Raw genomic sequence first — 25,313 nt, forward strand, 5'->3', positions numbered from 1 at the left:
TTTCTTCTCTCGGTAGTTACAGACTCCCACCACTGATTAGTGGTGGAAGAGTCGTACGTGGGTGAATGCCATGGCTATGCCATACTTGTCGCAGGTCTCGATAACATTATCATCTCGGATACTGCCACCAGCCTGGGCAATATATTCTACTCCACTCTTGTGGGCACGTTCGATATTGTCACCAAATGGGAAGAAGGCGTCACTGCCTACAGATACACCTGTGTTCTGGGCAATCCATGCTTTCTTTTCCTCACGGGTCAATGGCTCTGGCTTCTCGCTGAAGAAGTTCTGCCATACACCATCCTGTAGCACGTCTTCCCATTCATCGCTGATATATACGTTGATGGTGTTGTCGCGGTCGGCACGGCGGATTCCCTCTTTGAAAGGAAGATTCATCACCTTGGGACATTGACGCAACCACCATTCGTCTGCCTTGGAACCTGCCAGACGTGTGCAGTGGATGCGGCTCTGCTGACCAGCACCGATACCGATGGCCTGACCGTCTTTCACATAGCATACAGAGTTGCTCTGTGTGTATTTCAACGTGATGAGCGAGATGATGAGGTCGCGCTTTGCCTCTGCTGTGAATGTCTTGTTTTTGGTAGGGATGTCCTCAAACAAGGCAGGATCGTCGAGTTTCACCTCGTTGCGGCCCTGCTCGAAGGTAATGCCGAATACCTGCTTGTGCTCTATAGGTGCTGGCACAAAGTCGGGGTCTATCTTGATGACATTGTACGTGCCCTTGCGCTTTGCCTTCAGAATTTCTATTGCCTCAGGAGTATAGTCTGGAGCTATCACGCCATCGCTAACCTCTCGTTTGATGAGGGTGGCTGTGGCAGCATCGCATGTGTCACTCAAAGCAACAAAGTCGCCGTAAGAACACATACGGTCGGCACCGCGTGCACGTGCATAGGCACAAGCCAATGGTGACAGTTCGATGTTGACGTCATCGACAAAATAGATTTTCTTCAGTGTGTCGCTCAGTGGAAGACCAATGGCTGCTCCTGCAGGAGAAACGTGTTTGAAACTTGCTGCTGCTGGAATGCCTGTAGCTGCCTTCAGTTCTTTGACGAGCTGCCATGAATTGAGAGCATCGAGAAAATTGATGTAGCCAGGGCGGCCATTAATAACTTCGAGGGGAAGTTCACTGCCATCCTCCATGTAGATTCGAGATGGCTTTTGGTTTGGATTACAACCGTACTTTAATGCTAATTCTTTCATTGCAAAGTTCTGTTTGTTAAGAATTTGCTGCAAAGTTACAAAAAATCTCTCTTTTTGTACCATTCATAAGAACTTTTTTGTACTTTTGCAACCAAAATAGAGAATTTCAAACACGTTAGGTTATGAAAAATGATTTGACTCATCTCACAAGTGAAATCGAAAAGAAGGTTGGTAAGAAGATTCCGGTTGGAGCTGATTTTGAGAAATTGGCCTCTTTCTTTGCTATCAAGCATCACATCAAACTGAATGCTGATGCGCTTCATAAGGTGTGGAACTATGTGAGTGGAAAGGAAAAACCAACCAAGAAAACACTGAACAAGTTGGCGCTTTTTGTGGGGTATCAGAGTTGGGATGATTTCCATGAGGCTCTGCATGGAGATGATGACGGAAATCTCAATTACGAAGTGGAGGAGGAGAAGAAATCGGATCCCTCCAACTATGATGATATTTAAGTCAGAATGTTACCGAAGAAAAACCTTTGCAGGTATGGATATAGATAAAGGAGACTCGACAATGTGTATTGTGAGTCTCCTTTATCTTTTTACTTAGGATTGTAAGCGGAGTAAAATTATTCAGCGTTCTTCTGAATAGTCTTCTTCTCAGCGATACGAGCCTTCTTACCTGTAAGGGCACGGAGGTAGTACAACTTAGCACGACGTACTTTACCATGCTTGTTCACCTCGATAGAATCGATAGCAGGTGACTCGATAGGGAAGATACGCTCAACACCTACTGTACCTGACATCTTACGAACGGTGAAACGCTTCTTGTCGCCATGGCCGGAAATCTTGATAACTACACCACGGTAGAGCTGGATACGCTCCTTAGAACCCTCGACGATTTTGTAAGCGACTGTGATAGTATCACCTGCCTTGAACTCAGGGAACTTCTTGCCGGTTGCAAATGCTTCTTCAGCAACTTTAATTAAATCCATTTTGTTTTATAATTAAATATTGTTTGTCGTTCCAACGCAACATAGTCGAGCCACTCGTCAGCCCATGCCAGCGGTTACGCCGAAAAGCGGGTGCAAAGTTACAACTTTTTCTTGTTTCTTCAAAATTTTCAGAGACTTTCTTCTTTTTTATATGATATTTTTTTTGTTCTTCTTGTTTTTTTAGTGTATCTTTGCAATAATAAATAAAACAAGTTGAATCATGAGAAATAAATGTTTAGTTATTACTGCATTTCTTTTGGCTACTTGGGGTATATCTACTCCTTGCGTGGCTCAGAAGTACAAGGTTACAAAGGTGCAGCGTTCCCGTATTTTGGTGGATAAGAGATTTGATCAGAATCCTGATGCTCAGGCTGCTGTCTTTATAGCGCCTTATAAGCATAAGGTGGACAGTATTATGAGTCCTGTTGTGGGTGAGACAGCTCACTATATGGCTGCTGGTCGTCCAGAGAGTGAATTGAGCAACCTGCTTTGTGATATTTTGGTATGGGCTGGTAAGGATTTCGAAGAGAAGCCTGTGTTCTCCGTTTATAATATGGGTGGTATTCGTGCAGCTTTGGCTAAGGGAAAACAAACGGTTGGAGATGTCAATGATATGGCTCCTTTCGAGAACAAGATATGTTTCCTTACTTTGACGGGTAAGGATGTGCTTGAACTTTTTTCTCAGATTGCCATGCGTGGTGGTGAGGGTGTAAGTCATGCTGTAAAAATGGATATCTCGAAAGATGGGAAGCTTTTGGATGCTACACTCAACGGACAACCTATAGACGAGAAGGCTTCTTACCGGGTGGCAACGCTTGATTATCTGGCTGAAGGCAACGACCAGTTGACTGCCTTTAAGAAAGGAACGGATGTCTTTGCGCCCAAACAGAGAGAGAACAATGTGCGCTTCATTATCATGAATTATTTTCGTGAACAGGCTGCACAGGGAATGTGTGTGGAATCTAAAATGGAAGGTCGTATAGTTATCAAATAATATCTATGATGAAGAAATATTTTTTTGCTGTGGTAATGTGTTGCATTACTTTCAGTTCTTGGGCACAGAAACAGTTGGTGGTGCTGCATACGAATGATACACATAGTTGTGTGATGCCTCTGAATCCTAATTTGGCTGATACGGCTATTGCAGACAGAGGTGGTTTCCTTCGTAGGGTGAACATGGTGAAGCAGGAAAGACAGAAGAATCCAGACCTTCTGCTTTTCGATAGTGGTGATTTCTCACAAGGTTCACCTTATTACACACTCTTTAAAGGTGATGTAGAGGTGGGACTGATGAATGAGATGGGATATGATGCTGCCACGATAGGTAATCATGAGTTTGATTTTGGTATTGATAACATGGTTCGGCTTTTCAAGAAGGCTAAGTTTCCTATAGTTTGTTCCAACTATGATTTCACTGGTACGCCTTTGAAGGACATTGTTAAGCCTTGGGTTGTATTGAAACGCGGGGGAGTGAAAATCGGAGTCTTTGGTTTGGGACCTCAGTTGGAAGGACTTGTCACTGCTGCCAATTATGGGCCGATTAAGTATCTTGACCCTATAAAAACAGCTTTGGAAACGGCTACTTTCTTAAAGAAAAAGAAGAAATGCGACATCATTATTTGTATTTCGCACTTGGGATGGAATGTGGAGAATACAGATGATGTCCAGACAATACCCGGAACTCGCTATATCGATTTGGTATTGGGAGGTCATTCACATACTTATTTCAAGGAATTGAGATATGTGAAGGATTTGGACGGTAAGCTTGTTCCTGTCGACCAAAATGGCAAGAATGCCATTTGGGTGGGCAAGATAGTCTTGGATTACTCGAAATAAAATGTCAATGCTATCATTTTGCTGTGTGCTTTCTGGGAAGCCATAGCATATGGTAGCATATTTTTATCCTTTATATTATTAATGTGCCCTTTGTCAACTGTGTTGCTGATTCCATACATGAATTTCAGTTCCGGTCTTAATTTGAAGAACGGAAGATATAAGTCACATCCTACTCCGATTTCTAAGAACAGGTCTGTTTTCTTTAGTTTGATATAATCGTCATTGCTGTTGTTCAGGTTGAACATCGGATTGATACCCGCCATGATGTATGGTCGGTGATTGTTGAAGCGGGGAGCTGCAAAGATGAGGTCTACTGCTGTAGAGAGATAGGCTGTTTTCATCTCTTGCATCTTCTCGGTAGGCCGGTCGTTGGCATCTTTCTCCAGCAGGTTGCGATAGGTAAGATGACGGGTGCCGAAATACATGGCAGGAGCTACTCGTAGTTGGAAGTTGGTGTTGAGCCGAAGCTCACCCAGTACGCCTACGGTGAATCCTGCATCCCATCTGTCTTGATCGACGGTGACGCATGATTCTACTTCTTGACCTTCCTCGTTGATATAGGTTAGATGACCCGTATTCACCAACTCTAATTCTTGTAGGTGTGTGCCTACCAATACACCAAAGTGGAAAGTACGAAGGTCGGTATAAGGACGATTCTCTACGGTACGTTCCTGAGCCTGTGCCTGGAAGAGTACTAATCCGATAAGGGATATGATGATAAATATCTTCTTTTTCATATTCTTATAACGGAATACATGGATTCTTATTGCCCTCAACTTATTTCGAAAGAGTATAAATTACAAAAAAAATGATACCTACATGTAGGTATTTGAAAAATTATTGTTATCTTTGCACCATACTTAATAGGTATAGATTAAAACAGATTGAACAAAACATTATTAATATTAAAACTTTATTATTATGGCTTACGTAATTGGTGACGATTGTATCGCTTGCGGTACATGTATTGATGAGTGTCCATCAGGTGCTATTTCTGAGGGCGAGAAGTATTCTATCGACCCAGATGCTTGCACAGAGTGTGGCACTTGCGCTGATGTTTGTCCTAACGAGGCTATCAGTCTTCCTTAATTATTAAGGAAAGATACTTTAGTTACATAAAACATCTTGAGCGGCTCTTTGAGTCGCTCTTTTTTTGTTTCTTTTGTTTTGAAATCTAATTTTTATTCCTGCCTTTATTATAAGGTTCACAAGTAGATGTATATTTTATTATTACACATTTTCACTTCAATCTTATCACTCAAACGAGTATAAAAAAAGCGGAACTCCTTCTGGAATTCCGCTCTTGAATATTTCTTGTTTCTTATTATTCTGCTGTAGCTTTTGTGCCCTTTTCGATGGCATCCTTAGCATATTTGTTTTCAGGATCCAACTGGAGCAACTTCTCCCAGTATGGTTTGGCCTTTTCAAAGTCCTGCTTGTCGTAGTTGTAGATGAAGCCCATGTACTGATAAGCCTGCTTCAAGTAGCCGACTTCGTCAGCGTCACACTGCTTTGCCTCAAGCTCCTTGATTACTTCCTCATATGCTGGGATAGCCATATCGTCCAACTCGCTTTGGAATGCAGTGTTACCTTCCTGTAGTTTGGCGAATGCCTTCAATGAAGGATATTTCTCAGCAAGTTTGTCGTAAACACTAATGGCTTTTTCTATGTTCTGAACTTTAGTTTCTGCATTCTTCTTAGCCTTGTTGACATAGATTTCAGCCAACTTCATGAAGTCTGTAGGAGCTGCATCTGGGTTTTTGTCCATATACTGCTGGCTGTATTCCAACGCTTTGTCCTCATCACCCTTTTGCTTGTATGCCTCAGAGATGTACTGCAATGGCTTAGGATCGTCGGCCTTGAGCTGCAATGCCTTCTCATACTGAGCGATACCTTCATCGTACTGTTTGTTGCCTACCAATGCCATACCATAGTAAGTATAGTCTCTTGATGTCTTCTTGATAGAGTCTGTACCCATGATGACCTGTGCATGCTGGAGAGCTACATCGAATTTCTCGATATCTACAGCAGACCATACAGCAACTCTGTGGAAGGTAGGATCTTTAGGGAACTTCTGCAATCCACTTTCAGAGAGTGTCAATGCCTCATCCTTCTTGTTGACCATATAGTCGGTGATAGCGTAAGCTACATAGATATATTCCTCCAACTTGTTAGGATCGGTCTGCTTGAAGAGATCGTAAGCCTTGTCGTACTTACCATTGCTGTAGAATGTGTAACCAGCCATAGCCTCGTAAGGATATTCTGGGTTCACTTCCTTCAGCTTCTTCAGTGTCTCTGCGCTTCTTGCAGGGTCAATCTTTTGATATACATTGGCATAGCTGATGTATCCTTGAGGATTCTTAGGATCCATGACTATACAGTCGTTGTAGCTTGCAGCAGCATCACCACCATTGTCCTGCAATGCGTAGATATCACCTTTCAGGATATAGGCGTCACCAAAGTTTTTAAACTTCATGGTGATAGCATCTGCTACAGCCATAGCCTTTTCATACTGCTTGTTGATAGCAAGAATGTTACCCAAAGCTACAAGAGCCTTCGGGTCTTTCTTAAACTCTTTCTGGTACTCCTTCAGGGACTTATCGAAATCCTTTGAGGTTGCTCTACCAGACTTGATGTTTGCCTCTATCGACTTCAGCATGTCCTTATAGTTGACATCCTGAGCCATTGCTGGCATTGACAAACCCATCATCAATGCGGCAGCCACTAAATATTTAATTGCTTTCATAATCTTATTTTTTATTTGTGTGATTACTATTTTTATTCATTAGATGACACCTTCATTCAGAAAGTTTAATCGGATTCTTATTTTTTAATATTTACTTTCTTGTAGGTTATGTCGCCTCTATAGGGAAGCAGACCTGATTTGAATACAATCAACTGTCCCCGTGGGTTCGTGATGTAGTTGGCAAAGCTCCATGGGAGCGCCTTGTGTGGGTCTACTACTATAGCATATAATGTTCTTACGAATGGATATCTTCCATCGAGAAGGTAAGCCTGATAGGGTTGCCAACTGTTCGATGGAGTTGCATTGTCTTTGATAGACACTCGCATGACATGAATATTCTTCTTAAAGGTGGTGTTGGTGGAATCTCGACGGTCGTTCAACCAGTTAGAACCAATTACACCGATAGCGCCTGGAGTCTCGTCTACGAAGTCAATTACCTGCTTGCTTGTTTTGGCTGCCATGATTTTGGCACCCATCTTTTCGCCATGCAATACTGAGTCAACAACCCAGTTGGTAGTAGCCGAGCGAGTGTTGTCGAAGATGACTTCGATGTCCCCTCTTTTAGAACCAGGAACAATGTCGCTCCATTTTGTGGCTTTTCCTGTCAAGACACGTTTGATGTCGTTTACCGTTATACAAGTATCTTGGTTGTTCTTGTTGACGATAAAAGCCAATCCATCGTATCCGATAGGGAAGACTGAAGGAATAACATTGCTTTTCGATTTCAAGTATGCAATCTCGCTATCTTTCAGATGACGAGTTGTGAATAAAAGAGTAGTCTTGAAATCTTTGAGCATCTGAAGTCCTGTGACTTCATCAGAATAAATAGGCTTGAGTTTTGCCTTTGGAAATTCAAACTCAAACTGTGTTCTCTCCTCGTCGATGATAGGGCTCAGACTTTCGTCTGCATAGAATTCAATAGTGCCCGACGTAGGAGTATCTGTTCTACCATCTTTGGCTTTCTTCTCACCACATGATGAGAAGAAAGCCATTGATAGTGATATTAATCCTATAAAAATATAAGATGTTTTTTTCATTCTATTACTGCAATCTAAATACAACTGGAACTGTGTACTTCACACGTACGGCAGAACCATTCTGCTTACCTGGACTCCACCTTGGCATACTTCTTACAACTCGAGAAGCCTCGCGGTCGAGTGATGGGTCTACAGAACGTACAACCCTTACATCAGTGATAGAGCCATCACGCTCTACAACGAATGATACGATTACACGACCTTGTACACCATTCTCCTGAGCGACAACAGGATACTTTGTGTTGCTTGAGAGGAAAGCCTGCAAGGCAGCTGCGCCGCCAGGGAAGTGAGGCATCTCTTCTACAACATCAAACACCTTGTTAGAAACCTCAGGCTTTGGAGCTGGTGGTGGTGGTGGAGCTGCTACGGCGATATCGCTTCTTACAGCTTCAGCCAGACGGTCTTTAGTACCTTCCTTGTTCTCAGTACCTACGGCCACCTTCTCATCCAGTTTATCCATTTGCTTTACCTGGTTTTCCTCTTTTACGAGTTCATCCTTCTTGATGACAGGTGCAGTAAACTTCTGAGTCTCGCGAGCCACAGGTATCTCCTTTTTAGGTTCAATCTTTGGCTTCGCTGGCTCTTTCTTCTTTTCTTCTTTCTTAGCTTGCTTCTGGAGTTCAGCCAACTGCATAGCTTCCATGTATGCTTGCTGTTCTTCGGCCTGTTTCTGTTCGATAACCTTCCAAGCCAAGAATCCACCTACGAGAGCTGCAGCGATGACCAAGATCAGAAGAGCCTTGATGTTTCGGCCAGAAGTACCCTTACGGAGTTGGTAAGCACCATACTCCTTGTTCTTTCCGGCGAAAACCATTTCGACCCATTTAGGATCGTATAGATCTATTTTTGCCATTTCTTTCTTGTTTTAATTGTTAGCAATCATCTTACATCTTAACGTTTCTTGACTTGAGAAGCTTCTCGTCGTCAGCGCTAATCTTGTCGATGACATACGTACCAATGTTCAAAATCTGCATTTCATCGAGTGCGTCAACCATATTCTTGTACGAAGCATTGTCAGTAGGCTTGATGACGATAGTCAGGGTTGGGATCTTACCATCCTTCAAGTTACCTGCCTTCAAGTCACTCAATTTCTTCTGATAGATGCTGTCAGGATATTGTTTTGGATTCTTAGAACGCTCCATGTTTAACTCCTTAACAGCGAGTGCGATTCTCTCTACTGGACGTGTACCGTTCTCTGTAGCATGCTCTCTCAAGACCTTACGGATACCATTGGTGCCCCATGTTGTTTCCTTAATCCATGTAGGATCGTCGTACTTAGGGATACCAGCACCATAGTAAATCTTGTTGTCTGCAGTTACATAGAGTGTCACAGTCTCAGAAGCTTTAGCCTCATTCTTGTTCTCGTCGTTCTGGTTCTCATCATTACTTGGCATTGTCAGCTCCATAGTCTGAGGTTTGCTCAAAGATGTACACAGCATGAAGAACGTGATAAGAAGCATGAGCATATCCACCATAGGCGTAAAGTCTACGCGGACATTCATTTTCTTTTGTTTGCTTTCTTTCTTAGCCATTTATTCGTCCCCCTGTTGTTTTAACTGTGTAATCATATAGTAATGACTCTCGTCCATATCCTGGAGTTCGTTCATCACTCTCTTAACTGTCTTATATGGAGTAGAAGCATCAGCCTTGAGGGCAATCTTGATGTCCTCGTTTGTCTGGCGAGCAGCGTTTACCCACTGCTGGAACTCGCTCATACCACCATTAATACTGTCGAGAGGAATACCTTTCTGCTGGAGATACTGTGGACGCTTAGAAGCATTCATAGCCAAGTAAGTCTTCAGGTCGCCCATTGGGACACCGAACGTACCCTCACTCTTGAATGTCTCTATCATCTTAGGTGTCAGCTCAATACCGAAAGCACCAGTCATAGTGCTCAGTGAAGCACCCAGCTGATCAGTATTATCAATACTCATAAATACTTGGCCCTCGCCGGTAGGATTACCAGCCTTGTCCTTTTCAGGATTTACCAAGATAGTCAAGACTCCGTTCTCAGGCACCTTGATTTCAGACACAGAACCTGGTGTGTTTACCTTTACAGGCTCATTCTTTACGAAAGTAGAGGTGAGCATGAAGAAGGTAAGCAACAGGGTCATAACGTCTGACATAGGTGTCATATCGATCCAGATGTCACTCTTCTTAATTTTTACTTTACCCATAGCGATAAAATTTTAAAGGGTTAGCAAAAATTAAGCCTCTTCTGCGTGGTTAGCTTCGTATGTCTGAGCAATTGAGTAACCTACCTCGTCGAGTGCGTATGTCAACTTATCAACCTTGTTGGTGAATGTGTTGTAAGATACAACAGCACACCAAGATGTCAAAATACCGAATGCGGTGTTGATCAACGCCTCAGAAATACCTACAGAAAGTGCTGCTGAGTCAGCGCCACCACCTTCACCCATGGCCTGGAATGACTTGATCATACCGGTTACAGTACCGAGAAGACCAGTAAGAGTACCAAGAGTTACGATTGTAGCGATGATAGGCAAGTTCATTGTCAGAGTAGGCATCTCCAACTGAGTAGCCTCCTCATGAGCCTGCTGGATCTTAGCTACCTTCTGAGCCTTCTTCAAAGAAGCGTTAGCGCCAGACTCCATTGACTTGTAAGCGTTCAAAGAAGCCATAACAACGTTGGCTACAGTACCGCGCTGCTTGTTGCAGAGCTGCTCAGCCTTAGCGAAATCGTTAGCGTTCAAAGCTGCCTTGATGTTTGCAACGAACTTAGGAAGAGCACCTTTACCAGTAGCGGTCTTGAGGGCCATCCAACGCTCGATAGTCATTGCCAATACGGTGAGCAACAATGTGTGAATTACAGGTACGATAACACCACCTTTGTAGATTGTACCCCAAATGTCTGCTGGGTGATCCTGTACACCTGGATCCTGGAAGTGCATGTCGTTTCCGAACCATGTGAAGAACAAAGTGAATGCGATGATAGCACATACCACGATGATCCAGAATGCGCCTCTTACTCCCTGAAAGCCCTCAGATTTTTTCTTAGGGGCTGCTTGTTTTGTAGTTGCCATAATTTTACTTTTTTTAAATTATTAGTTAATAAATTATTTGAATGTTTTTTTCTCTAATGTTTTGTAGACCTTATTTGTGTCAAGACAAAGTTTGGTTTTTTTCTGTTACTAAGGGCAAAGATAATAATTAAAAATAAAACACGAAACGCATTTAAGAAGTTTTAACGAGATATTGAATGTATTTAATCAATATCTCGTTATTTAAGTCGTTTTCTACACTTTTATTGTGCGTTTTTACCGATTTCTTATTCGTTTGCTGTTGTTTCTTTTCGATTACTTGAGCTTGCCCAACGCCTCCTTGATTCGGCGTATTGCCTCTACGATATTCTCATCGCTTGTGGCGTAACTCATACGGAAACAATCAGGGTCTCCGAAAGCGTCACCTCCCACTGTGGCCACGTGAGCCTCTTCCAAGAGATACATAGCCAGGTCTGTGGAATTGTTGATGGTACGGTTGCCTGTGCTCTTGCCATAGAAGCTGCTGCATTTTGGGAAGAGATAGAAGGCTCCCTGTGGCATGTTCACCTCAAGACCTGGTACTTCTTTAGCCAACTTTACGATGAGGTTGCGACGGCGTTCGAAAGCTTGACGCATGTTCTCTACGGCACTTTGGTCGAGTGTGTAGGCTGCCTCGGCTGCTTTCTGGCTCACAGAACATGTACCGCTGGTGTACTGTCCCTGCAGTTTGTTACATCCCTTGATGATCCACTCAGGACCTGCGAGGAATCCGATACGCCAACCTGTCATGGCATAAGCCTTTGATACACCGTTGGCAATGATGACCTGTTCCTTCATGTCAGGTTCCTGTGCGATGCTGTGGTGCTTGCCGATATAGTTGATGTGTTCGTAAATCTCATCAGCCAATACGAAAACTTCCTTGTGTCTTCTCAGTACATCAGCGAGTGCTGCCAACTCTTCCTTAGAATAGACGCTACCTGTAGGGTTGCTTGGTGAGCAGAGGATGAGCATCTTGGTCTTGGGAGTGATGGCTTGTTCCAACTGCTCGGCTGTCATTTTGAAGTCCTGGTCGAAACCTGCGTTTACGATGACAGGTACACCGCCAGCCAGTTTCACCATCTGTGGATAGCTTACCCAGTAAGGTGCAGGGATGATGACCTCATCACCAGGATTTACCAAGGCGAGAACTGCGTTGCAGACGCACTGCTTGCCGCCAGTACCTACGATTACCTCATTGGCAGTATAGTCGAGATTGTTCTCGTTTTTCAGTTTGGCAACAATTGCTTTTCTCAAGTCAGGGTATCCTGGAACAGGAGAGTAACGAGAGTAATTTTCGTCGATAGCCTTTTTGGCTGCCTCTTTGATGTTGTCAGGTGTGTTGAAATCGGGTTCTCCCACGCTCATGTTGATCACGTCGATTCCCTGAGCCTTCATTTCACTGCTTTTCTGCGACATCGCCAGCGTTGCTGATGGTGCCAATCTGTTAAGACGATCTGATAATTGTGCCATAATTTATATCAATGTTTATAATTCGACTGCAAAAGTAATCATTTTATTTCTTTTGCGGAAAGAAACATGTTGTTATTTAACTTTTTGTATCTAAATTGTTACATTCTGCCATGCTTAACCCAGGTGAAGCACATGTCCCATGCGGTCTCTCTTAGTTTTGAGGTATCGCTCATTGTATTTGTTGGGAGTGGTCTCGATGGCGATATTCTCTACGATTTCCAGTCCGTAGGCCTCCAGTCCGACACGTTTTACTGGGTTGTTTGTCATCAGGCGCATTTTGTGTACACCGAGATGGCGCAGCATCTGTGCTCCACAGCCATAGTCGCGCTCATCGGGTTTGAAACCCAGATGGGTGTTGGCATCCACGGTGTCGTAGCCTTCTTCCTGAAGCTTATAGGCGGCAATCTTGTTCATCAGACCGATGCCTCTTCCTTCCTGCTGCATGTAGATGAGTACTCCCTTGCCTTCTTTCTCGATCATCTCCATGGCTTTGTGAAGCTGCTGGCCGCAGTCGCAGCGCTTGCTTCCCAGGATGTCGCCGGTGGCGCAAGATGAGTGAACACGTACGAGGATAGGCTCGTCTTCTTTCCATTCTCCCTTGATGAGGGCCATGTGCTCCAGTCCGTTGCTTGCCTGGCGGAAAGGAATGAGATGGAAGTGACCGTATTCTGTAGGCAGGTCTACCTCTTCACCTATTTCTATCAGCGACTCTTTCTTGAGTCGGTATTCTATCATGTCTTTGATGGAGATGACTTTCAACCCCCATTCCTTAGCAAACTTCAGGAGTTGTGGCAGGCGGGCCATGGTGCCATCTTCGTTCATGATTTCCATCAGTGCGCCGGCAGGGTAGAGTCCTGCCATCTTGCAAAGGTCGATGGCGGCCTCGGTATGTCCGCTTCTGCGCAGCACTCCGTTGTCTTGTGCATATAGTGGGTTGATATGTCCTGGACGTCCAAAGGTCTTGGATGTGGAGTTGGGGTCGGCCAGGGCTTTGATGGTCTCAGCTCTGTCGTGTGCAGATACTCCAGTGCTGCATCCTTCGAGTTTGTCGACGGTGACGGTGAATGGAGTTCCAAGCATGGATGTGTTCTCTGAAACCTGGTGGGGCAGATCCAGCTCATCGCATCTGCTGATGGTGATAGGTGCGCAGAGTACACCGCGGGCATGCTTGAGCATGAAGTTTACCTTGTCTGCATCAATCTTCTCTGCTGCTATGATGAGGTCGCCCTCGTTCTCTCGGTCTTCATCGTCTACTACGATAACGAATTTTCCTTCTTTGAAGTCTTCTACGGCTTCTTCTATGCTATTCAATCTTACGTCTTCCATTTTCTAATTGATACCTTATTATATATATAGTTACATTTCTTTAGTTCTCATGATGATGTCGTTGCTCACCTGCGTCACCACTTTCAAGTCTCTGTACAGTCGCAGGCGGAAACTCCACATTCTAAGGTAGAGCACAGTGCCTAAAGGAACGATGAGGGCTGCCAGGATATTGAGCCATTTACGTTCGAATGGGCGTGTGTGAGCCTTTGGCGAGAGTACGGGATACTGGTTGATGTTGTGCAGGATATATTTGTTCTTTGTATTCGACAAGTCTTCTATCACTGCTTCCAATTCGTTGCTGATGCGCTCTATCTCATGATCGGGCTGATATTTGAAGAACACATTGATGAAGTTGGGCCATTTCTTGAGTCTGTGCTCCTTGTTGTATGCCTCGATATCTTCGTTGATGTGTTTCAGCTTGACGGCGTCCTCAGTGTATGCTGGGTCGTTGATGATGACCTCCTTGCCAAAGATATGTCGTTTGAGTCGTATTCCCAAAAGCTTGAATATAAACTCTTTGTACATATCTATGTTGAATACCGTCGAGTCGTTGGTTGCCTTGTAGGTGACGAATACCGCTAAAGGTCCCAGTACGGCAGTGGCAAGTCCTTTTCCAAACCATATAGCCCAAATTCCGCTTCGGCTCATTCGGTATCCTGTGTTGTCGAGAATAAAGAATGTGATGAAAACCAGTACCGAGATGATGACCGGGAATCCCAATCCTCCTTTTCGGATGATGGCACCCAGAGGTGCTCCGATGAAGAAGAAGATGAGGCACGACAACGCCAGCGTGAACTTGTTGATGGCCTCTATCTTGTGGTCTCTTATCAGTCGGTCGCCCACATTGGTGATCATACTCTTGAAGTCGAGGTCGTTCATGGCTTGCTGCACGTCGGATGAAGCGTAGTTTACTACCGACAGCCTGCGCTCTGCAGGCATCTTCTCGAACAGAGAGTCGATATTCACCTTTGTTGCAGCAGCTTTTTTCACAGCCTGTAGCGAGTCTTGCTTGCTCATGAATGGCTGGTGATAGTATCTTATTCTGGCATCAGCCAGGTACATTCTTCCTATCGAGTCGTACGACTGGTTGATGGAGTCGATGTCGTGTCTTATTTTGGCAAGACTCTTCGCCTTGGCATTGTTTGACAGCGAACTGGCATCAGTGAGGCTGAAGTCGTTGTCGAAATCGAGCACGATTTTCTTCGAGATGAAGGTCTCTCTTCGGTAGGGAACTGCGGCGCTGTTGGCAAGCTCGCTGCTCTGCATGTTCTCAAACCATTCTCCGCTGTACAGGCTCAGTACGAGGTGTTTCTTCTCGGCCGTACTCTGCAGCATACCCGAGTCGGCGAGGATAATGGCGGCATCCTCATAGCTGTTGGTCATGCGATAGATCATGATGCCATACAGCTTACCCGTCTTGAGGTCTTTCTTCTGTACGTAGAGGTTGCAGTTGGGGATTCCGTCATAGAAGATTCCCTCAGGGATTTCCAGCTCAGGACTCTTTTGCTTCATCGAGATGAGAAGCTGTGCCAGCTTCATGTTGGAGCTGGGACCGATGTTGTTCTGAAAGTAGAACGAGCTGACCATCACAAGGACAGTGATGATGATGAGCGACCTGAAAGCCTGCATCAGCGAGATGCCTGCGGCCTTGATGGCTGTCAGCTCAGAACTTTCTCCCAGGTTGCCGAAGGTGATAAGCGAAGAGAGCAGGATGGCCAAAGGCAGGGCCTGTGGTACAAGCATGAGTCCCATGTACCAGAAGAACTGCGCCATGACTTCCACCGACAAACCTTTACCTATCAATTCGTCGATGTATCTCCACAGGAACTGCATCATCAGCACAAACTGGCAGATGAAGAATGTTCCCACGAAAAGCAGTCCGAATTGCTTCGCGATGAATATATCTAATTTCTTGATTCTCATTTCAGCTTGCAAAAGTAACATAAAAAACTCAAAAATCATTCTTTTTTTGTTTTTTTATATATTTAAATCATGTTTGCCGCTACTCAGCACCCATAGGGAGAACTGATTGTTTCAGTTGCTTTACTCGTGTTGTCAGCCTTAAGTCCCAATGAAATGTTGGCTTCATACTGGAGAAATCTTGCTCTTATGCTGTATAAATGTTTTGCTTTAGCAACAAAAATCTCCGTTCCGTGATACGGAATGGCCATTCCGTAGTTTGGAACGGCCATTCCGTGATTTGGAACGGCCGTTCCGTATCATGGAACGAAGATTTGTCCTGTGGTCGAATTATTTTTTCGTTATTGATAATATGAGTTGACTCAGTTATTACTTATTTATAATTCACGTAGACTTACGATCATAGGTTTACAGAAGCACACGCCCTGAAGGTCTTAGGCTTATATGGAAGTAGCACGCCCTGGTCTATGAGCTTCTGTCCCTTCGTGTTGTGTGTTGCTTACTTGCGGAAGTTGAATATATAATGCTGCTATATATAATAAGGTGTAGTATCTTTTGGAAGAGTATAAAAAGCAAAAATATTACTTTTTTGCAAAATTCTTTCGAAATAATTTGCTCAGTTCAAAACTTTGTATTACCTTTGCACCCGCAAACAAGCAAACGTTTGCTCGGATGGCGGGATAGCTCAGTTGGTTAGAGCGTCGGATTCATAATCCGGAGGTCCCGGGATCGTAGCCCGGTCCCGCTACGAAGAAGCACTTGTGAACAGTAGTTCGCAAGTGCTTCTTCGTTTTTTGGAAGTCAAAGGAAGAATAGGAAAGCCTTTCTTGTGGCTTTCTAATTGTTGCATGATTGTTTTGTGGAAATCTAAAAAAATGCAAAGATGCCTTAGTTTCATAAAAATATTCGTATTTTTGCGGATGAAAACGAATATGACCTTATATTAACTTAAGAAATATGACTACTAAGTGGAACTTTCGTATAGGTTCTCTATACCTTATTATATTATGCAGTCTGCTGCTTTGCTCGTGTGGCAACAAGCCCAAGAAGTATATTATCGGCGTTTCTCAATGTTCTATGGATACTTGGCGAGAAAAACTGAACAGCGAGTTGAAGACAGCCGAGTATCTCAACGACTCTGTAGAGGTGCGTCTGGCTTCTGCCGATGATGACAATGCCAGCCAGCTGTCGCAGATCAATTACTTCATCGACCAGGGTGTCAGTCTGCTCATCGTTTCTCCCAATCAGGTGAATGCCATTTCGCCTGCCCTCGAAAGAGCACAGCAGAAGGGCATTCCTGTGATTCTTGTTGACCGTAAGACGCAATCGAAGAAGTATACAGCTTTTGTCGGTTGCAACAACTATCTGTTGGGTAAATTGGCAGGCAATTATATAGCCCAGCGCTTGAAAGGAAAGGGACGTATAGTAGAGATACGCGGTCTCGACGCTTCATCTCCAGCCATCGACCGTCATCGCGGTTTTGTGGATGCTTTGAATGCCTATCCCGATTTGCAGATTGTGGCTTCTGAATCGGGTGACTGGAAGGAGCAGAGCGGTTCGGAGGTGATGAAACGAGTATTGTCCAAGACACAGGACTTCGATTATGTGTTTGCTCAGAACGACCGCATGGCTTATGGCGCCTATAAAGTAGCCCGTGAGCATGGTTTGCAGGACAAATGTCGTTTTGTGGGCGTAGACGGTTTGGCAGGTAAGCATGGCGGACTTGAGTTGGTAAGACAAGGAGTGTTGGAGGCTTCCATGCTTTATCCTACTAAGGGCGACGAGGTGATAGCTCTGGCTATGAAGATCTTGCGTCATGAGCCATTTGCCCGCGACAACTATCTGTCCACATCGATTGTAACCCGGAATAATGCCGAACTGATTCTGATGGAGGCGAAGGACAGCGAACGGCAGCGCAGCAGTCTTGACATGCTGCACAGGAAGGTTTCTCAATACAACTCGGCCTATCATGTGCAGCGGTTCTTTACCTTGGGACTTGTTCTGTTGGTAGTGCTCATCGTAGTAGTGGCAATTTATATGTTCCGCAGCTATCTTGTCAAGACCCGTCTTAACGAACAGCTTGCCCAGAGCAATGACGAGTTGAAGCGACTCAACGAGGAGGTGCTCGAACTGACACATTCGCGACTGGTGTTCTTCACCAATATCAGTCATGAACTCCGTACACCTTTGACGCTTATTGCCGACCCTGTGGAGATGTTGCTCGACGACCGTTCCATCAAGGGTAGGAGCAGGGAACTTTTGCAGATGGTGCAGCGCAATGCTTTGTCGTTGCAGCAGTTGGTAGGCTCTATACTCGATTTCCGTAAGATACAGAACGGCAAAATGGAACTGAGTTTGAGCCGTTTCGATTTGCCAGAGGCCTTGCATCAGTGGACGGGCGACTTTGCCATGACCGCACAGCGTAAGAAGATACAGATGCATTTGGACACCTCGCATTTCTCTTCTGCCGATGTCGTGGCCGACGAGGAGAAACTCGCCCGTATAGTCTTCAATCTTCTGAGCAATGCCTTGAAGTACACCCCTGCAGGTGGCTTTATTCATGTGTCTTTGGCGGATGAGGGAGAACGGCTCCGCATAGAGGTGAAGGATTCGGGTAAAGGCATCGACAAGGAAGAACTCACCAAGGTGTTCGAGCGCTTTTTCCAGGCCAAGGGTGCGGCGAGTGGTACGGGCATCGGACTGGCTTTGGTCAAGTCGTTCGTAGAGTTGCATCATGGTGAGGTGAGGGTAGAGAGTGAACCAGGAAAAGGCACTTGCTTTATCGTCCTGCTGCCCCGACAGCAAGAAGGTTTTGTGGAAGAACCACAGTCGGAAGCTGCCGATAAGTCTTCTTCTTTCAGCGATGACGGCTCGTTGCAGTATATTGACGACGGAGAACGTCATGGCGGCAAATTGCAGCAAATTATCAGCGAGCATGTCGAAAAGCCCACCATACTGATCATAGACGACAATAACGACATCCGACAATATGAGCGAACCCTCTTGCAGGACTATTATTTTGTGCTCGAGGCATCTGATGGTAGGGAGGGACTTGAGATAGCCCGCAAGGAAGTGCCCGATCTGGTGATATGCGATGTGATGATGCCAGTCATGGATGGACTGGAGTTTACGCAGCAGTTGAAGACCAATACCGCCACCTCGCACATTCCAGTCATCATGCTCACAGCAAAGAATCTGGAAGAGCATCGTGCAGAAGGTTATGAGCAGGGAGCCGACTCTTACATCACCAAGCCTTTCCATAGCAAGGTGCTTCTGGCTCGTGTGGAAAATCTGTTGCACCAGCGTGCCCATCTGCGTCAGCTCTTTGCACAGGGTGCTGCCGAAGGAAAAGAAACAGAGGAGGTGTCCAGACTGGACGACCGTGACAAGGCTTTTGTCAAGCAGTTGCACGACATCATCAAGTCGAACATGGGTAACAGCGATTTTGGTGTCGAGGATATCGGAGCCGAGATAGGATTGAGCCGTGTGCAGCTTTATCGTAAGGTGAAGGCCATCACAGGTTCGTCGGTAGTCGACCTTTTGCGCAAGGCTCGTCTTGCCAAGGCCCGTCGTCTGCTCGAAGCCAACAGCATGAACATCTCTGAGGTGGCTTACGAGGTGGGTTTCTCTTCACCTTCTTATTTCACCAAGTGTTTCAAGGATGAGTATGGAATGTTGCCTGGTGATGTGACAAATGGTTAACTGACAGTTGTCTTTCGTCCGGTTGTGATGCCGGAATATGTTGTAAATCGTTCATAGAATGGTAATCATGTTGTGTCAGAACATTTTTATTATTCTATGAACGATTTTTTCTTTTCCTTTATTCTGTTTGTTCGTAACTTTGCAATCGGAAGGTAAGGAAACTCAACTTTCGCAGGCTGGGGGAGTGGTAACTTCTTTAACAACTATAACTCCTGAACTTACGAAAGTTAAATAAAGGGATAAGTTAGGTTTAGTTTAGTTAATAAAAGGTAGTATTTGTTTTTAAGGTAGTTTGATTATTACTGTGGTGCATCTAAACGTGATGTTTGGATGCACCCCTCTTTATAAGCCCTTTATGACTTGTTGGTGAAAAACATTTTCCTTTTTTCAAGATTTCTTTTTTCTTAGAATGATGAGAACCACACCTGCCAGGATGAGCACGATGCCGATGCCCAAGCGCAACGAGAAAGCCTCGCCAAAGATAAGCACGCCGATGCATACTGCTGTGACAGGTTCGAGAGCTCCCATGATGGCAGAAGGGGTGGAGCCTATCAGGTTGATCGAGATCGTCATGAAGAAGAGCGAGAGCACCGTAGGCAGAAGAGCCAACTGCAGGGCGCACCCCCATTGCATAGGAGTGTGGAGCATCTGCAGGCTGTCGCCCGACAACCACGAGAATACCAATATCGCTAAGAAGCAGAATACCAGAATCCAGAAGGTGAACTTCAGGCTCGACATGGTAGTCTGCCATTGGTTGACGGCAATGATGTAGATGGAGTAGAGTAATGATGATGCCATGACCAGGGCAAAACCAGCCGTGCTGAGTTTGGCATCGCCGTCCCCCTGGTAGAGCATTCCTACTCCGGCTACGGCAAGCAGGATGGCCATCGATGTGCTCCATGTCACCTTCTCATGGAAGAAAGCTGTCATCAGCAAGGCTGTCATGATGGGGTAGACGAAGAGCAGGGTGCTTGCGATGCCTGCCGCCATATAATGAAAGCTCACGTAAAGAGTGATGGACGACAGGGCGAAGAAGGTGCCCAAGAGTGCAAACTTGATGGCGTGTCCCCATTTGATGGCGAAACTCTCTCTGCGTACCAGCATGACAAGAGCGAACATCAGTACAGCCAGACCATACCGATAGCTGAGTACTGTACCCGAGTTGAAGCCGTCTTCATACAGCTTGAGGGTTCCTAAAGGATTCGTACCATAACAGACAGCAGCCACTACTGCAGCTGCAAAACCTTTCAATGTGTTGTTGCCAGAAGGTTGTTGTTCCATTTCTTTTTTGTGTTGTTTTACTATTTTTTTCTCCAGCTCCACTCTGTTGGCGAGTGTGAGGTGTCATCTGATTTATTTCGGGCAGCAAAAGTACATCTTTTATTCGAGAAAAGAGAAAAAATAGCAAAAGAAATGGTTGCTTTTGTCACTTTTTCGAAAATAAATCGTACCTTTGCGGATAAGTAGCGAGTTTCTCCTACGAAGACCTTGGATACATTCAAAATAACCAAACAACATAAAACAAAATGGAACAGATCAAGAACGAACAGCTCACAGTAGAGATCTCATCTCTTGGAGCAGAACTTCAGAGCATCAAGGATGCTCAAGGTAACGAATATCTTTGGGACGGCGACGAGCAGTACTGGAATCGCCATTCTCCTATACTTTTCCCTATCGTGTGTGGCTTGTGGAAAGATACATACCGTATCGACGGCAAGGAGTATCAGTTGGGACGTCATGGCTTTGCCCGTGACACAGAGTTCCAGCTCATCAGCAAGAGCGAAGACCGTATCACCTACGCCCTGACCGACAGCGAGGCTACACTCAAGGACTATCCATATCACTTCAACTTAGCTATCACTTACCGTCTGGAGGGCAAAAAGCTGCATGTCATCTGGCATGTTGCCAATACCGACGACAAGCAAATCTTCTTCCAGATTGGCGGACATCCCGCTTTCCTCGTTCCTGGTGCCGAAAAGGGTAAGGAACTGAAGGGTCAGTTGAAGTTTGACAACCCTGAGCCAGAGCGCCTTTATGGCAATGTAGGCGGCTGTGTGGTGGAGGGTTATCACAAGGTGCCTACCGAGAATGGTGTATGGGCATTTACTGAGGACAGTTTTGCTGACGATGCCGTCATCTTCGACCGCAGTCAGCTCAAGAAGATCACTCTTCTCGACGAGGCAGGTCAGCCTCATCTCTCACTCGACATCAAGACTCCTGCTGTTGGTATCTGGAGCCCTACAGGCAAGCATGCTCCTTTCGTGTGCATCGAGCCTTGGTATGGTCTTCACGACTGGGCAGAGTACGACGGCGAGTTCAAGGACAAGTATCTCATGAACAGCCTGCAGCCAGGTGCCAGCTTCATGAGTGAGTACACCATTACGATAGAGAAATAAACTCAACCCTGCAATATTCAATACGTAATACATATTTTATTTTTTTTGACACGATGAAAGAAGAAATGAACCTCCCCGAGAATGCCTTCCGCGAGTTGAAGGACGGTGAGCAGTATGAACCCCTGATGGGTCCCGACAAGGCTTATCCCGAGGTCAATGTGTGGTCGGTAACCTGGGGTATTGTGATGGCTGTCATCTTTTCGGCGGCAGCTGCCTATCTTGGACTGAAGGTAGGACAGGTGTTCGAGGCTGCCATCCCTATCGCTATTATAGCCGTAGGTGTGAGTACAGCCACCAAGCGCAACAAGGCCTTGGGCGAGAATGTGATCATACAGAGTATCGGAGCCTGTTCGGGTGCCGTGGTGGCGGGAGCCATCTTCACCCTGCCAGCCATCTATATTCTGCAGGCCAAGTATCCGGAGATGACCACTTCGTTTATGAAGATCTTCCTGGCTTCTGCCCTCGGAGGAGTCCTGGGCATCCTGTTCCTCATACCTTTTCGCAAGTACTTTGTGAGCGACATGCATGGCAAGTATCCTTTCCCTGAGGCCACTGCCACCACACAGGTGCTTGTCAGCGGAGCCAAGGGAGGCGATCAGGCCAAGCCCTTGCTCATAGCAGGACTGGTGGGAGGTTTGTACGACTTCATCGTGGCAAGCTTCGGATGGTGGAACGAGAACTTTACAAGCCGCGTCATCGGATGGGGCTGCGACCTTGCCGACAAGGCAAAGCTTGTGTTCAAGGTGAATACGGGTGCTGCCGTGCTCGGTCTGGGCTACATCGTGGGTCTCAAGTATGCCCTCTATATCTGTTTTGGCTCATTGGCTGTATGGTGGCTCATCGTTCCTGGTATGAGTCTGCTTTTCCACGATCAGGTGCTCAATGCCTGGGATCCTTCCATTACATCTACTGTAGGAGCCATGTCTCCTGAGGAGATCTTCCGTGCCTATGCCCGCAGCATCGGTATCGGCGGCATTGCCATGGCTGGTATCATTGGCATCATCAAGAGCTGGGGTATCATCAAGGGAGCTGTAGGTTTGGCAGCCAAGGAGTTGAAAGGAAAGAGTGGGGGCGACGCGGAGGTGAAGCGCACTCAGCGCGACATCTCGTTCAAGATCATCGGCATCGGTTCGCTGGTCTGCATTCTTGTCACCTTCCTTTTCTTCTGGTTTGGTGTGATGGATGGCAATCTGCTCTTTGCCGTTATCGCCATTCTGCTGGTAGCCGTTATCGCTTTCCTCTTTACTACTGTTGCCGCCAATGCCATCGCTATAGTGGGCAGTAACCCTGTCTCGGGCATGACGTTGATGACACTCATCTTTGCCTCTGTGGTGATGGTGGCTGTAGGATTGAAAGGTCCTGGCGGTATGTTGGCTGCTCTCATCATGGGTGGCGTGGTATGTACGGCACTTTCTGTGGCAGGTTCGTTCATTACCGACTTGAAGATAGGTTATTGGTTGGGTACCACTCCCAAGAAGCAGGAGAGCTGGAAGTTCCTTGGCACCTTGGTGAGTGCAGCTACAGTAGGCGGTGTGATGATGCTCTTGAACGAGACTTATGGTTTCGCTTCAGGCTCATTGGCAGCACCTCAGGCCAATGCCATGGCTGCTGTCATCGATCCGTTGATGAATGGAGTGGGAGCACCATGGGTACTTTATGGCATCGGAGCTTTGTTGGCCATCGTGCTTACCTATTTCAAGATTCCAGCCTTGGCTTTTGCCTTGGGTATGTTTATACCTCTCGAACTCAATGTGCCTCTTGTTGTCGGTGGAGCCATCAACTGGTGGATCACTTCCCGTTCTAAGGACGCTCAGGTAAACAAGGAGCGTGGCGAGAAGGGTACACTCATTGCCAGTGGTTTCATTGCCGGTGGTGCCTTGATGGGTGTGGTGAGTGCGCTGCTCAAGTTTGGTGGCATCGAGGTGAGTGTTGCTGACAGTTGGTGGACCAATCCGTTGTCAGAGGTATGCTCGCTCATCGCTTATGCCCTCCTCATTACCTATTTCGTGAAGGCTACGAAGAAATAAAAAACATATATATAAAAGGTATAAACAACTTTATGAAGAAAACAATCTTTTCATTGCTCCTGCTTGCCGTATGCAGCTTAGGAGCATCGGCACAGAGTGCCGACGACCTTGATGCCAAGTACACCCAGGGTTTGCTCAAAGTGGGAACCCAGGCTCCCGATTTTGTACTCAAGAAAGCCAAAGCCGACCAGCCTGCTCTTTCTTTGTCTTCTTACAGCACCCATCAGGAAGGCACATTGTTGCGTCCTGGCTGTTGGGTAGTGCTCGACTTCTGGGCTACATGGTGTCCCGACTGTCGCAAGGAGATTCCAGCGGTGAAGAATATCTATAAGAAATATCGCAACATGGTGAAGCTCATCGGCGTGTCCTTCGATACGGACAAGGAGAAGCTGAAGGCGTTCCGCGCTGAGAATGAGATCAAGTGGAGCATGTTCTGCGAGTACAAGAAGTGGAAGGAGACAAATATCTCTAAAGCTTACAACATCCAGTGGATTCCTACCATGTATCTCATCGACCCTGAGGGCAAGGTGGCATATACCACTGTAGTGGCAGCCAACATGGAGAAGAAGCTTGCCGAGCTTGTAGCTGCGGGCAAGATGACTCCCTATATTCAGCCGGCAGAATATCCTGGTGGAAAGAAAGCCCTGGTCAAGGCTATCTCCGAAGAGCTCCAGTTCCCAGAGGTGGCAAAGAAGTATCATGCCACTGCCAAGGTGAAGCTTTCTTTCATCGTCGACGAGGAAGGCAATTTGTCGGATATCACCGTGAAGGAATATCAGGGTCAGCCTCTCTCGGGTGCAGCCTTCTCTAAGTTGAGTCCTTCCGAGCAGAAAGACGTTGAGATACAGGTCAAGACCGTGCTTTCTGTGGAAGCCATCCGTACCATAACAGCCATTGGCAGTCGCACCAAGTGGAATCCTGGTTCGGAGCGAGGCAAGGTGATGAGTACCAAGTTCTCTCAGACCATCAATTTCAAGCGCTGATTTCATTCTTTAATCGTACTAAGTTGTCTTTTAGTGCTGTTAAAGCATAAAAAACTGAAAAAATATTTGGAGATTTCAAATAATCATCCTATCTTTGCATCCCAATAGTTACGAGTGAGTGGCTATTGGGATGTTTGTATCTTCCCATCATGAAAGAAGCAAGCAGATTCGGGGTTGACTGGATTTGACGGCGAGATGAGATGGTACGTAAGCACGCGGAGGCTCGTTGGCTACCTCCTAAATCTTAGTGAACGAACAATTAATTGGCGAAAATAACTACGCTCTCGCTGCCTAATCGAAGTACAGTAGATTGGCTTTATTCCGTCACAAGGTGATGGAACGGGACATCGCTCAACGGATGTGGTTCCGAATCTTGTTGGTCAAGCGGTGCAGGTAAATCGGAAATAGCGCTTGTAGGCCTCGTTGCAAGTGTGAAATTTTAGAGGATAAGGGCATGGTTGGTGGTCCAGGTCTTGCCATGTCACGAAAACCAAAGGCTGGAATAAGCGTGTAGAAAGCGTATGGTTTCCTTGTGCGGACGAGGGTTCGAATCCCTCCAGCTCCACTCCTTATACAATAAAGAGGGTGTGTCACAGACTTATGACACACCCTCTTTTTCTGTGTGTCGGGCATGACACTAACCTAACTGGTTTAACTCCAGTCGCAGGTATTTA

The 25,313-nt window shown here is 45.9% G+C and carries 21 protein-coding genes, 1 tRNA gene and 1 other RNA gene; 10 read left to right on the top strand and 13 right to left on the bottom strand.

Annotation, left to right across the window (positions count from 1 at the left end; all coding sequences use genetic code 11):
* Positions 1-36: 36 nt before the first annotated feature.
* Positions 37-1,221: a phosphoribosylaminoimidazolecarboxamide formyltransferase gene (locus F7D20_RS01815; RefSeq protein WP_158462585.1), complete on the bottom strand. Its 1,185-nt coding sequence runs from the start codon at positions 1,219-1,221 to the stop codon at positions 37-39.
* A 122-nt stretch (positions 1,222-1,343) separates the two neighbouring features.
* Between F7D20_RS01815 and F7D20_RS01820 the strand changes: the two genes are divergently transcribed.
* Positions 1,344-1,673, top strand: coding sequence for a hypothetical protein (locus tag F7D20_RS01820; protein WP_022251569.1), 330 nt, complete (start codon positions 1,344-1,346; stop codon positions 1,671-1,673).
* 116 nt (positions 1,674-1,789) lie between these two features.
* Here the strand turns inward: F7D20_RS01820 and rplS are convergent, their stop codons facing one another.
* Positions 1,790-2,155: a 50S ribosomal protein L19 gene (gene rplS / locus F7D20_RS01825; RefSeq protein WP_022251568.1), complete on the bottom strand. Its 366-nt coding sequence runs from the start codon at positions 2,153-2,155 to the stop codon at positions 1,790-1,792.
* Positions 2,156-2,375: 220 nt separating this feature from the next.
* Between rplS and F7D20_RS01830 the strand changes: the two genes are divergently transcribed.
* Positions 2,376-3,149 carry a 5'-nucleotidase C-terminal domain-containing protein gene (locus F7D20_RS01830; protein ID WP_158462587.1) on the top strand — a complete coding sequence of 258 codons (774 nt, stop codon included), beginning with the start codon at positions 2,376-2,378 and terminating at the stop codon, positions 3,147-3,149.
* Between the two features lie 8 nt (positions 3,150-3,157).
* Complete coding sequence (locus F7D20_RS01835) at positions 3,158-3,991, top strand: bifunctional metallophosphatase/5'-nucleotidase (RefSeq protein ID WP_158462617.1); 834 nt, start codon at positions 3,158-3,160, stop codon at positions 3,989-3,991.
* Here the strand turns inward: F7D20_RS01835 and F7D20_RS01840 are convergent.
* Positions 3,979-4,728, bottom strand: a complete 750-nt coding sequence (locus F7D20_RS01840) for a porin family protein (RefSeq protein WP_158462589.1) — start codon at positions 4,726-4,728, stop codon at positions 3,979-3,981. The genes F7D20_RS01835 and F7D20_RS01840 overlap by 13 nt on opposite strands.
* A gap of 184 nt (positions 4,729-4,912) precedes the next feature.
* Between F7D20_RS01840 and F7D20_RS01845 the strand changes: the two genes are divergently transcribed.
* Entirely contained in the window at positions 4,913-5,080 is a 168-nt protein-coding gene (locus F7D20_RS01845) for a 4Fe-4S binding protein (protein WP_022251564.1), read from the top strand.
* Between the two features lie 235 nt (positions 5,081-5,315).
* On the opposite strand, the gene F7D20_RS01850 is transcribed toward F7D20_RS01845, so the two are convergent.
* From F7D20_RS01850 to F7D20_RS01890, 9 genes are all read right to left on the bottom strand, one after another.
* Entirely contained in the window at positions 5,316-6,737 is a 1,422-nt protein-coding gene (locus F7D20_RS01850; protein ID WP_158462591.1) for a hypothetical protein, read from the bottom strand.
* 77 nt (positions 6,738-6,814) lie between these two features.
* On the bottom strand, positions 6,815-7,774 hold the full coding sequence (locus tag F7D20_RS01855) for a PstS family phosphate ABC transporter substrate-binding protein (protein ID WP_158462593.1): 960 nt from the start codon (positions 7,772-7,774) through the stop codon (positions 6,815-6,817).
* A 4-nt stretch (positions 7,775-7,778) separates the two neighbouring features.
* Positions 7,779-8,627, bottom strand: a complete 849-nt coding sequence (locus F7D20_RS01860) for an energy transducer TonB (protein WP_158462595.1) — start codon at positions 8,625-8,627, stop codon at positions 7,779-7,781.
* Between the two features lie 31 nt (positions 8,628-8,658).
* A complete protein-coding gene (locus F7D20_RS01865) occupies positions 8,659-9,306 on the bottom strand; it encodes an ExbD/TolR family protein (RefSeq protein ID WP_158462597.1) in 648 nt (215 codons plus the stop codon).
* Positions 9,307-9,951, bottom strand: coding sequence for an ExbD/TolR family protein (locus tag F7D20_RS01870; protein WP_158462598.1), 645 nt, complete (start codon positions 9,949-9,951; stop codon positions 9,307-9,309).
* 30 nt (positions 9,952-9,981) lie between these two features.
* On the bottom strand, positions 9,982-10,818 hold the full coding sequence (locus tag F7D20_RS01875) for a MotA/TolQ/ExbB proton channel family protein (protein WP_158462600.1): 837 nt from the start codon (positions 10,816-10,818) through the stop codon (positions 9,982-9,984).
* Positions 10,819-11,091: 273 nt separating this feature from the next.
* The gene (locus F7D20_RS01880) at positions 11,092-12,285 is read right to left on the bottom strand and encodes a pyridoxal phosphate-dependent aminotransferase (protein ID WP_022252350.1); all 1,194 of its coding nucleotides are present in this window, start codon (positions 12,283-12,285) and stop codon (positions 11,092-11,094) included.
* A 114-nt stretch (positions 12,286-12,399) separates the two neighbouring features.
* Positions 12,400-13,611 (bottom strand): bifunctional 3,4-dihydroxy-2-butanone-4-phosphate synthase/GTP cyclohydrolase II, encoded by a 1,212-nt coding sequence (locus tag F7D20_RS01885; protein WP_158462602.1) that lies wholly within the window; start codon positions 13,609-13,611, stop codon positions 12,400-12,402.
* A gap of 30 nt (positions 13,612-13,641) precedes the next feature.
* Positions 13,642-15,534, bottom strand: coding sequence for an LptF/LptG family permease (locus F7D20_RS01890; protein WP_158462604.1), 1,893 nt, complete (start codon positions 15,532-15,534; stop codon positions 13,642-13,644).
* A 671-nt stretch (positions 15,535-16,205) separates the two neighbouring features.
* Here F7D20_RS01890 and F7D20_RS01895 point away from each other — a divergent pair.
* Together F7D20_RS01895 and F7D20_RS01900 are read left to right on the top strand one after the other, a co-directional pair.
* Positions 16,206-16,279, top strand: a tRNA-Met gene (locus F7D20_RS01895).
* A 209-nt stretch (positions 16,280-16,488) separates the two neighbouring features.
* Positions 16,489-19,233 (top strand): substrate-binding domain-containing protein, encoded by a 2,745-nt coding sequence (locus tag F7D20_RS01900; protein ID WP_158462606.1) that lies wholly within the window; start codon positions 16,489-16,491, stop codon positions 19,231-19,233.
* 387 nt (positions 19,234-19,620) lie between these two features.
* Here F7D20_RS01900 and F7D20_RS01905 read toward each other — a convergent pair whose 3' ends face one another.
* Complete coding sequence (locus F7D20_RS01905; RefSeq protein WP_158462608.1) at positions 19,621-20,514, bottom strand: DMT family transporter; 894 nt, start codon at positions 20,512-20,514, stop codon at positions 19,621-19,623.
* Between the two features lie 245 nt (positions 20,515-20,759).
* On the opposite strand from F7D20_RS01905, the gene F7D20_RS01910 reads away from it, so the two are divergent.
* The 4 genes from F7D20_RS01910 to ssrA all read left to right on the top strand — a co-directional run bounded on the left by F7D20_RS01910 (position 20,760) and on the right by ssrA (position 25,207).
* Positions 20,760-21,629 (top strand): aldose 1-epimerase family protein, encoded by an 870-nt coding sequence (locus F7D20_RS01910; RefSeq protein WP_158462610.1) that lies wholly within the window; start codon positions 20,760-20,762, stop codon positions 21,627-21,629.
* 53 nt (positions 21,630-21,682) lie between these two features.
* A complete protein-coding gene (locus F7D20_RS01915; protein ID WP_158462612.1) occupies positions 21,683-23,656 on the top strand; it encodes an OPT family oligopeptide transporter in 1,974 nt (657 codons plus the stop codon).
* A 32-nt stretch (positions 23,657-23,688) separates the two neighbouring features.
* On the top strand, positions 23,689-24,639 hold the full coding sequence (locus F7D20_RS01920) for a redoxin domain-containing protein (protein WP_194253470.1): 951 nt from the start codon (positions 23,689-23,691) through the stop codon (positions 24,637-24,639).
* A gap of 170 nt (positions 24,640-24,809) precedes the next feature.
* Positions 24,810-25,207: a transfer-messenger RNA gene (gene ssrA, locus F7D20_RS01925) on the top strand.
* The last annotated feature ends 106 nt before the right edge of the window (positions 25,208-25,313 follow it).

This window comes from Segatella copri, assembly GCF_009495355.1.
Taxonomy (GTDB): Bacteria; Bacteroidota; Bacteroidia; order Bacteroidales; family Bacteroidaceae; genus Prevotella.

Bases quoted from the DNA above. Each gene is read 5' to 3' on its own strand.
- F7D20_RS01815 (WP_158462585.1), bottom strand. From the start codon at position 1,221: ATGAAAGAATTAGCATTAAAGTACGGTTGTAATCCAAACCAAAAGCCA.
- F7D20_RS01820 (WP_022251569.1), top strand. From the start codon at position 1,344: ATGAAAAATGATTTGACTCATCTCACAAGTGAAATCGAAAAGAAGGTT.
- rplS (WP_022251568.1), bottom strand. From the start codon at position 2,155: ATGGATTTAATTAAAGTTGCTGAAGAAGCATTTGCAACCGGCAAGAAG.
- F7D20_RS01830 (WP_158462587.1), top strand. From the start codon at position 2,376: ATGAGAAATAAATGTTTAGTTATTACTGCATTTCTTTTGGCTACTTGG.
- F7D20_RS01835 (WP_158462617.1), top strand. From the start codon at position 3,158: ATGAAGAAATATTTTTTTGCTGTGGTAATGTGTTGCATTACTTTCAGT.
- F7D20_RS01840 (WP_158462589.1), bottom strand. From the start codon at position 4,728: ATGAAAAAGAAGATATTTATCATCATATCCCTTATCGGATTAGTACTC.
- F7D20_RS01845 (WP_022251564.1), top strand. From the start codon at position 4,913: ATGGCTTACGTAATTGGTGACGATTGTATCGCTTGCGGTACATGTATT.
- F7D20_RS01850 (WP_158462591.1), bottom strand. From the start codon at position 6,737: ATGAAAGCAATTAAATATTTAGTGGCTGCCGCATTGATGATGGGTTTG.
- F7D20_RS01855 (WP_158462593.1), bottom strand. From the start codon at position 7,774: ATGAAAAAAACATCTTATATTTTTATAGGATTAATATCACTATCAATG.
- F7D20_RS01860 (WP_158462595.1), bottom strand. From the start codon at position 8,627: ATGGCAAAAATAGATCTATACGATCCTAAATGGGTCGAAATGGTTTTC.
- F7D20_RS01865 (WP_158462597.1), bottom strand. From the start codon at position 9,306: ATGGCTAAGAAAGAAAGCAAACAAAAGAAAATGAATGTCCGCGTAGAC.
- F7D20_RS01870 (WP_158462598.1), bottom strand. From the start codon at position 9,951: ATGGGTAAAGTAAAAATTAAGAAGAGTGACATCTGGATCGATATGACA.
- F7D20_RS01875 (WP_158462600.1), bottom strand. From the start codon at position 10,818: ATGGCAACTACAAAACAAGCAGCCCCTAAGAAAAAATCTGAGGGCTTT.
- F7D20_RS01880 (WP_022252350.1), bottom strand. From the start codon at position 12,285: ATGGCACAATTATCAGATCGTCTTAACAGATTGGCACCATCAGCAACG.
- F7D20_RS01885 (WP_158462602.1), bottom strand. From the start codon at position 13,611: ATGGAAGACGTAAGATTGAATAGCATAGAAGAAGCCGTAGAAGACTTC.
- F7D20_RS01890 (WP_158462604.1), bottom strand. From the start codon at position 15,534: ATGAGAATCAAGAAATTAGATATATTCATCGCGAAGCAATTCGGACTG.
- F7D20_RS01900 (WP_158462606.1), top strand. From the start codon at position 16,489: ATGACTACTAAGTGGAACTTTCGTATAGGTTCTCTATACCTTATTATA.
- F7D20_RS01905 (WP_158462608.1), bottom strand. From the start codon at position 20,514: ATGGAACAACAACCTTCTGGCAACAACACATTGAAAGGTTTTGCAGCT.
- F7D20_RS01910 (WP_158462610.1), top strand. From the start codon at position 20,760: ATGGAACAGATCAAGAACGAACAGCTCACAGTAGAGATCTCATCTCTT.
- F7D20_RS01915 (WP_158462612.1), top strand. From the start codon at position 21,683: ATGAAAGAAGAAATGAACCTCCCCGAGAATGCCTTCCGCGAGTTGAAG.
- F7D20_RS01920 (WP_194253470.1), top strand. From the start codon at position 23,689: ATGAAGAAAACAATCTTTTCATTGCTCCTGCTTGCCGTATGCAGCTTA.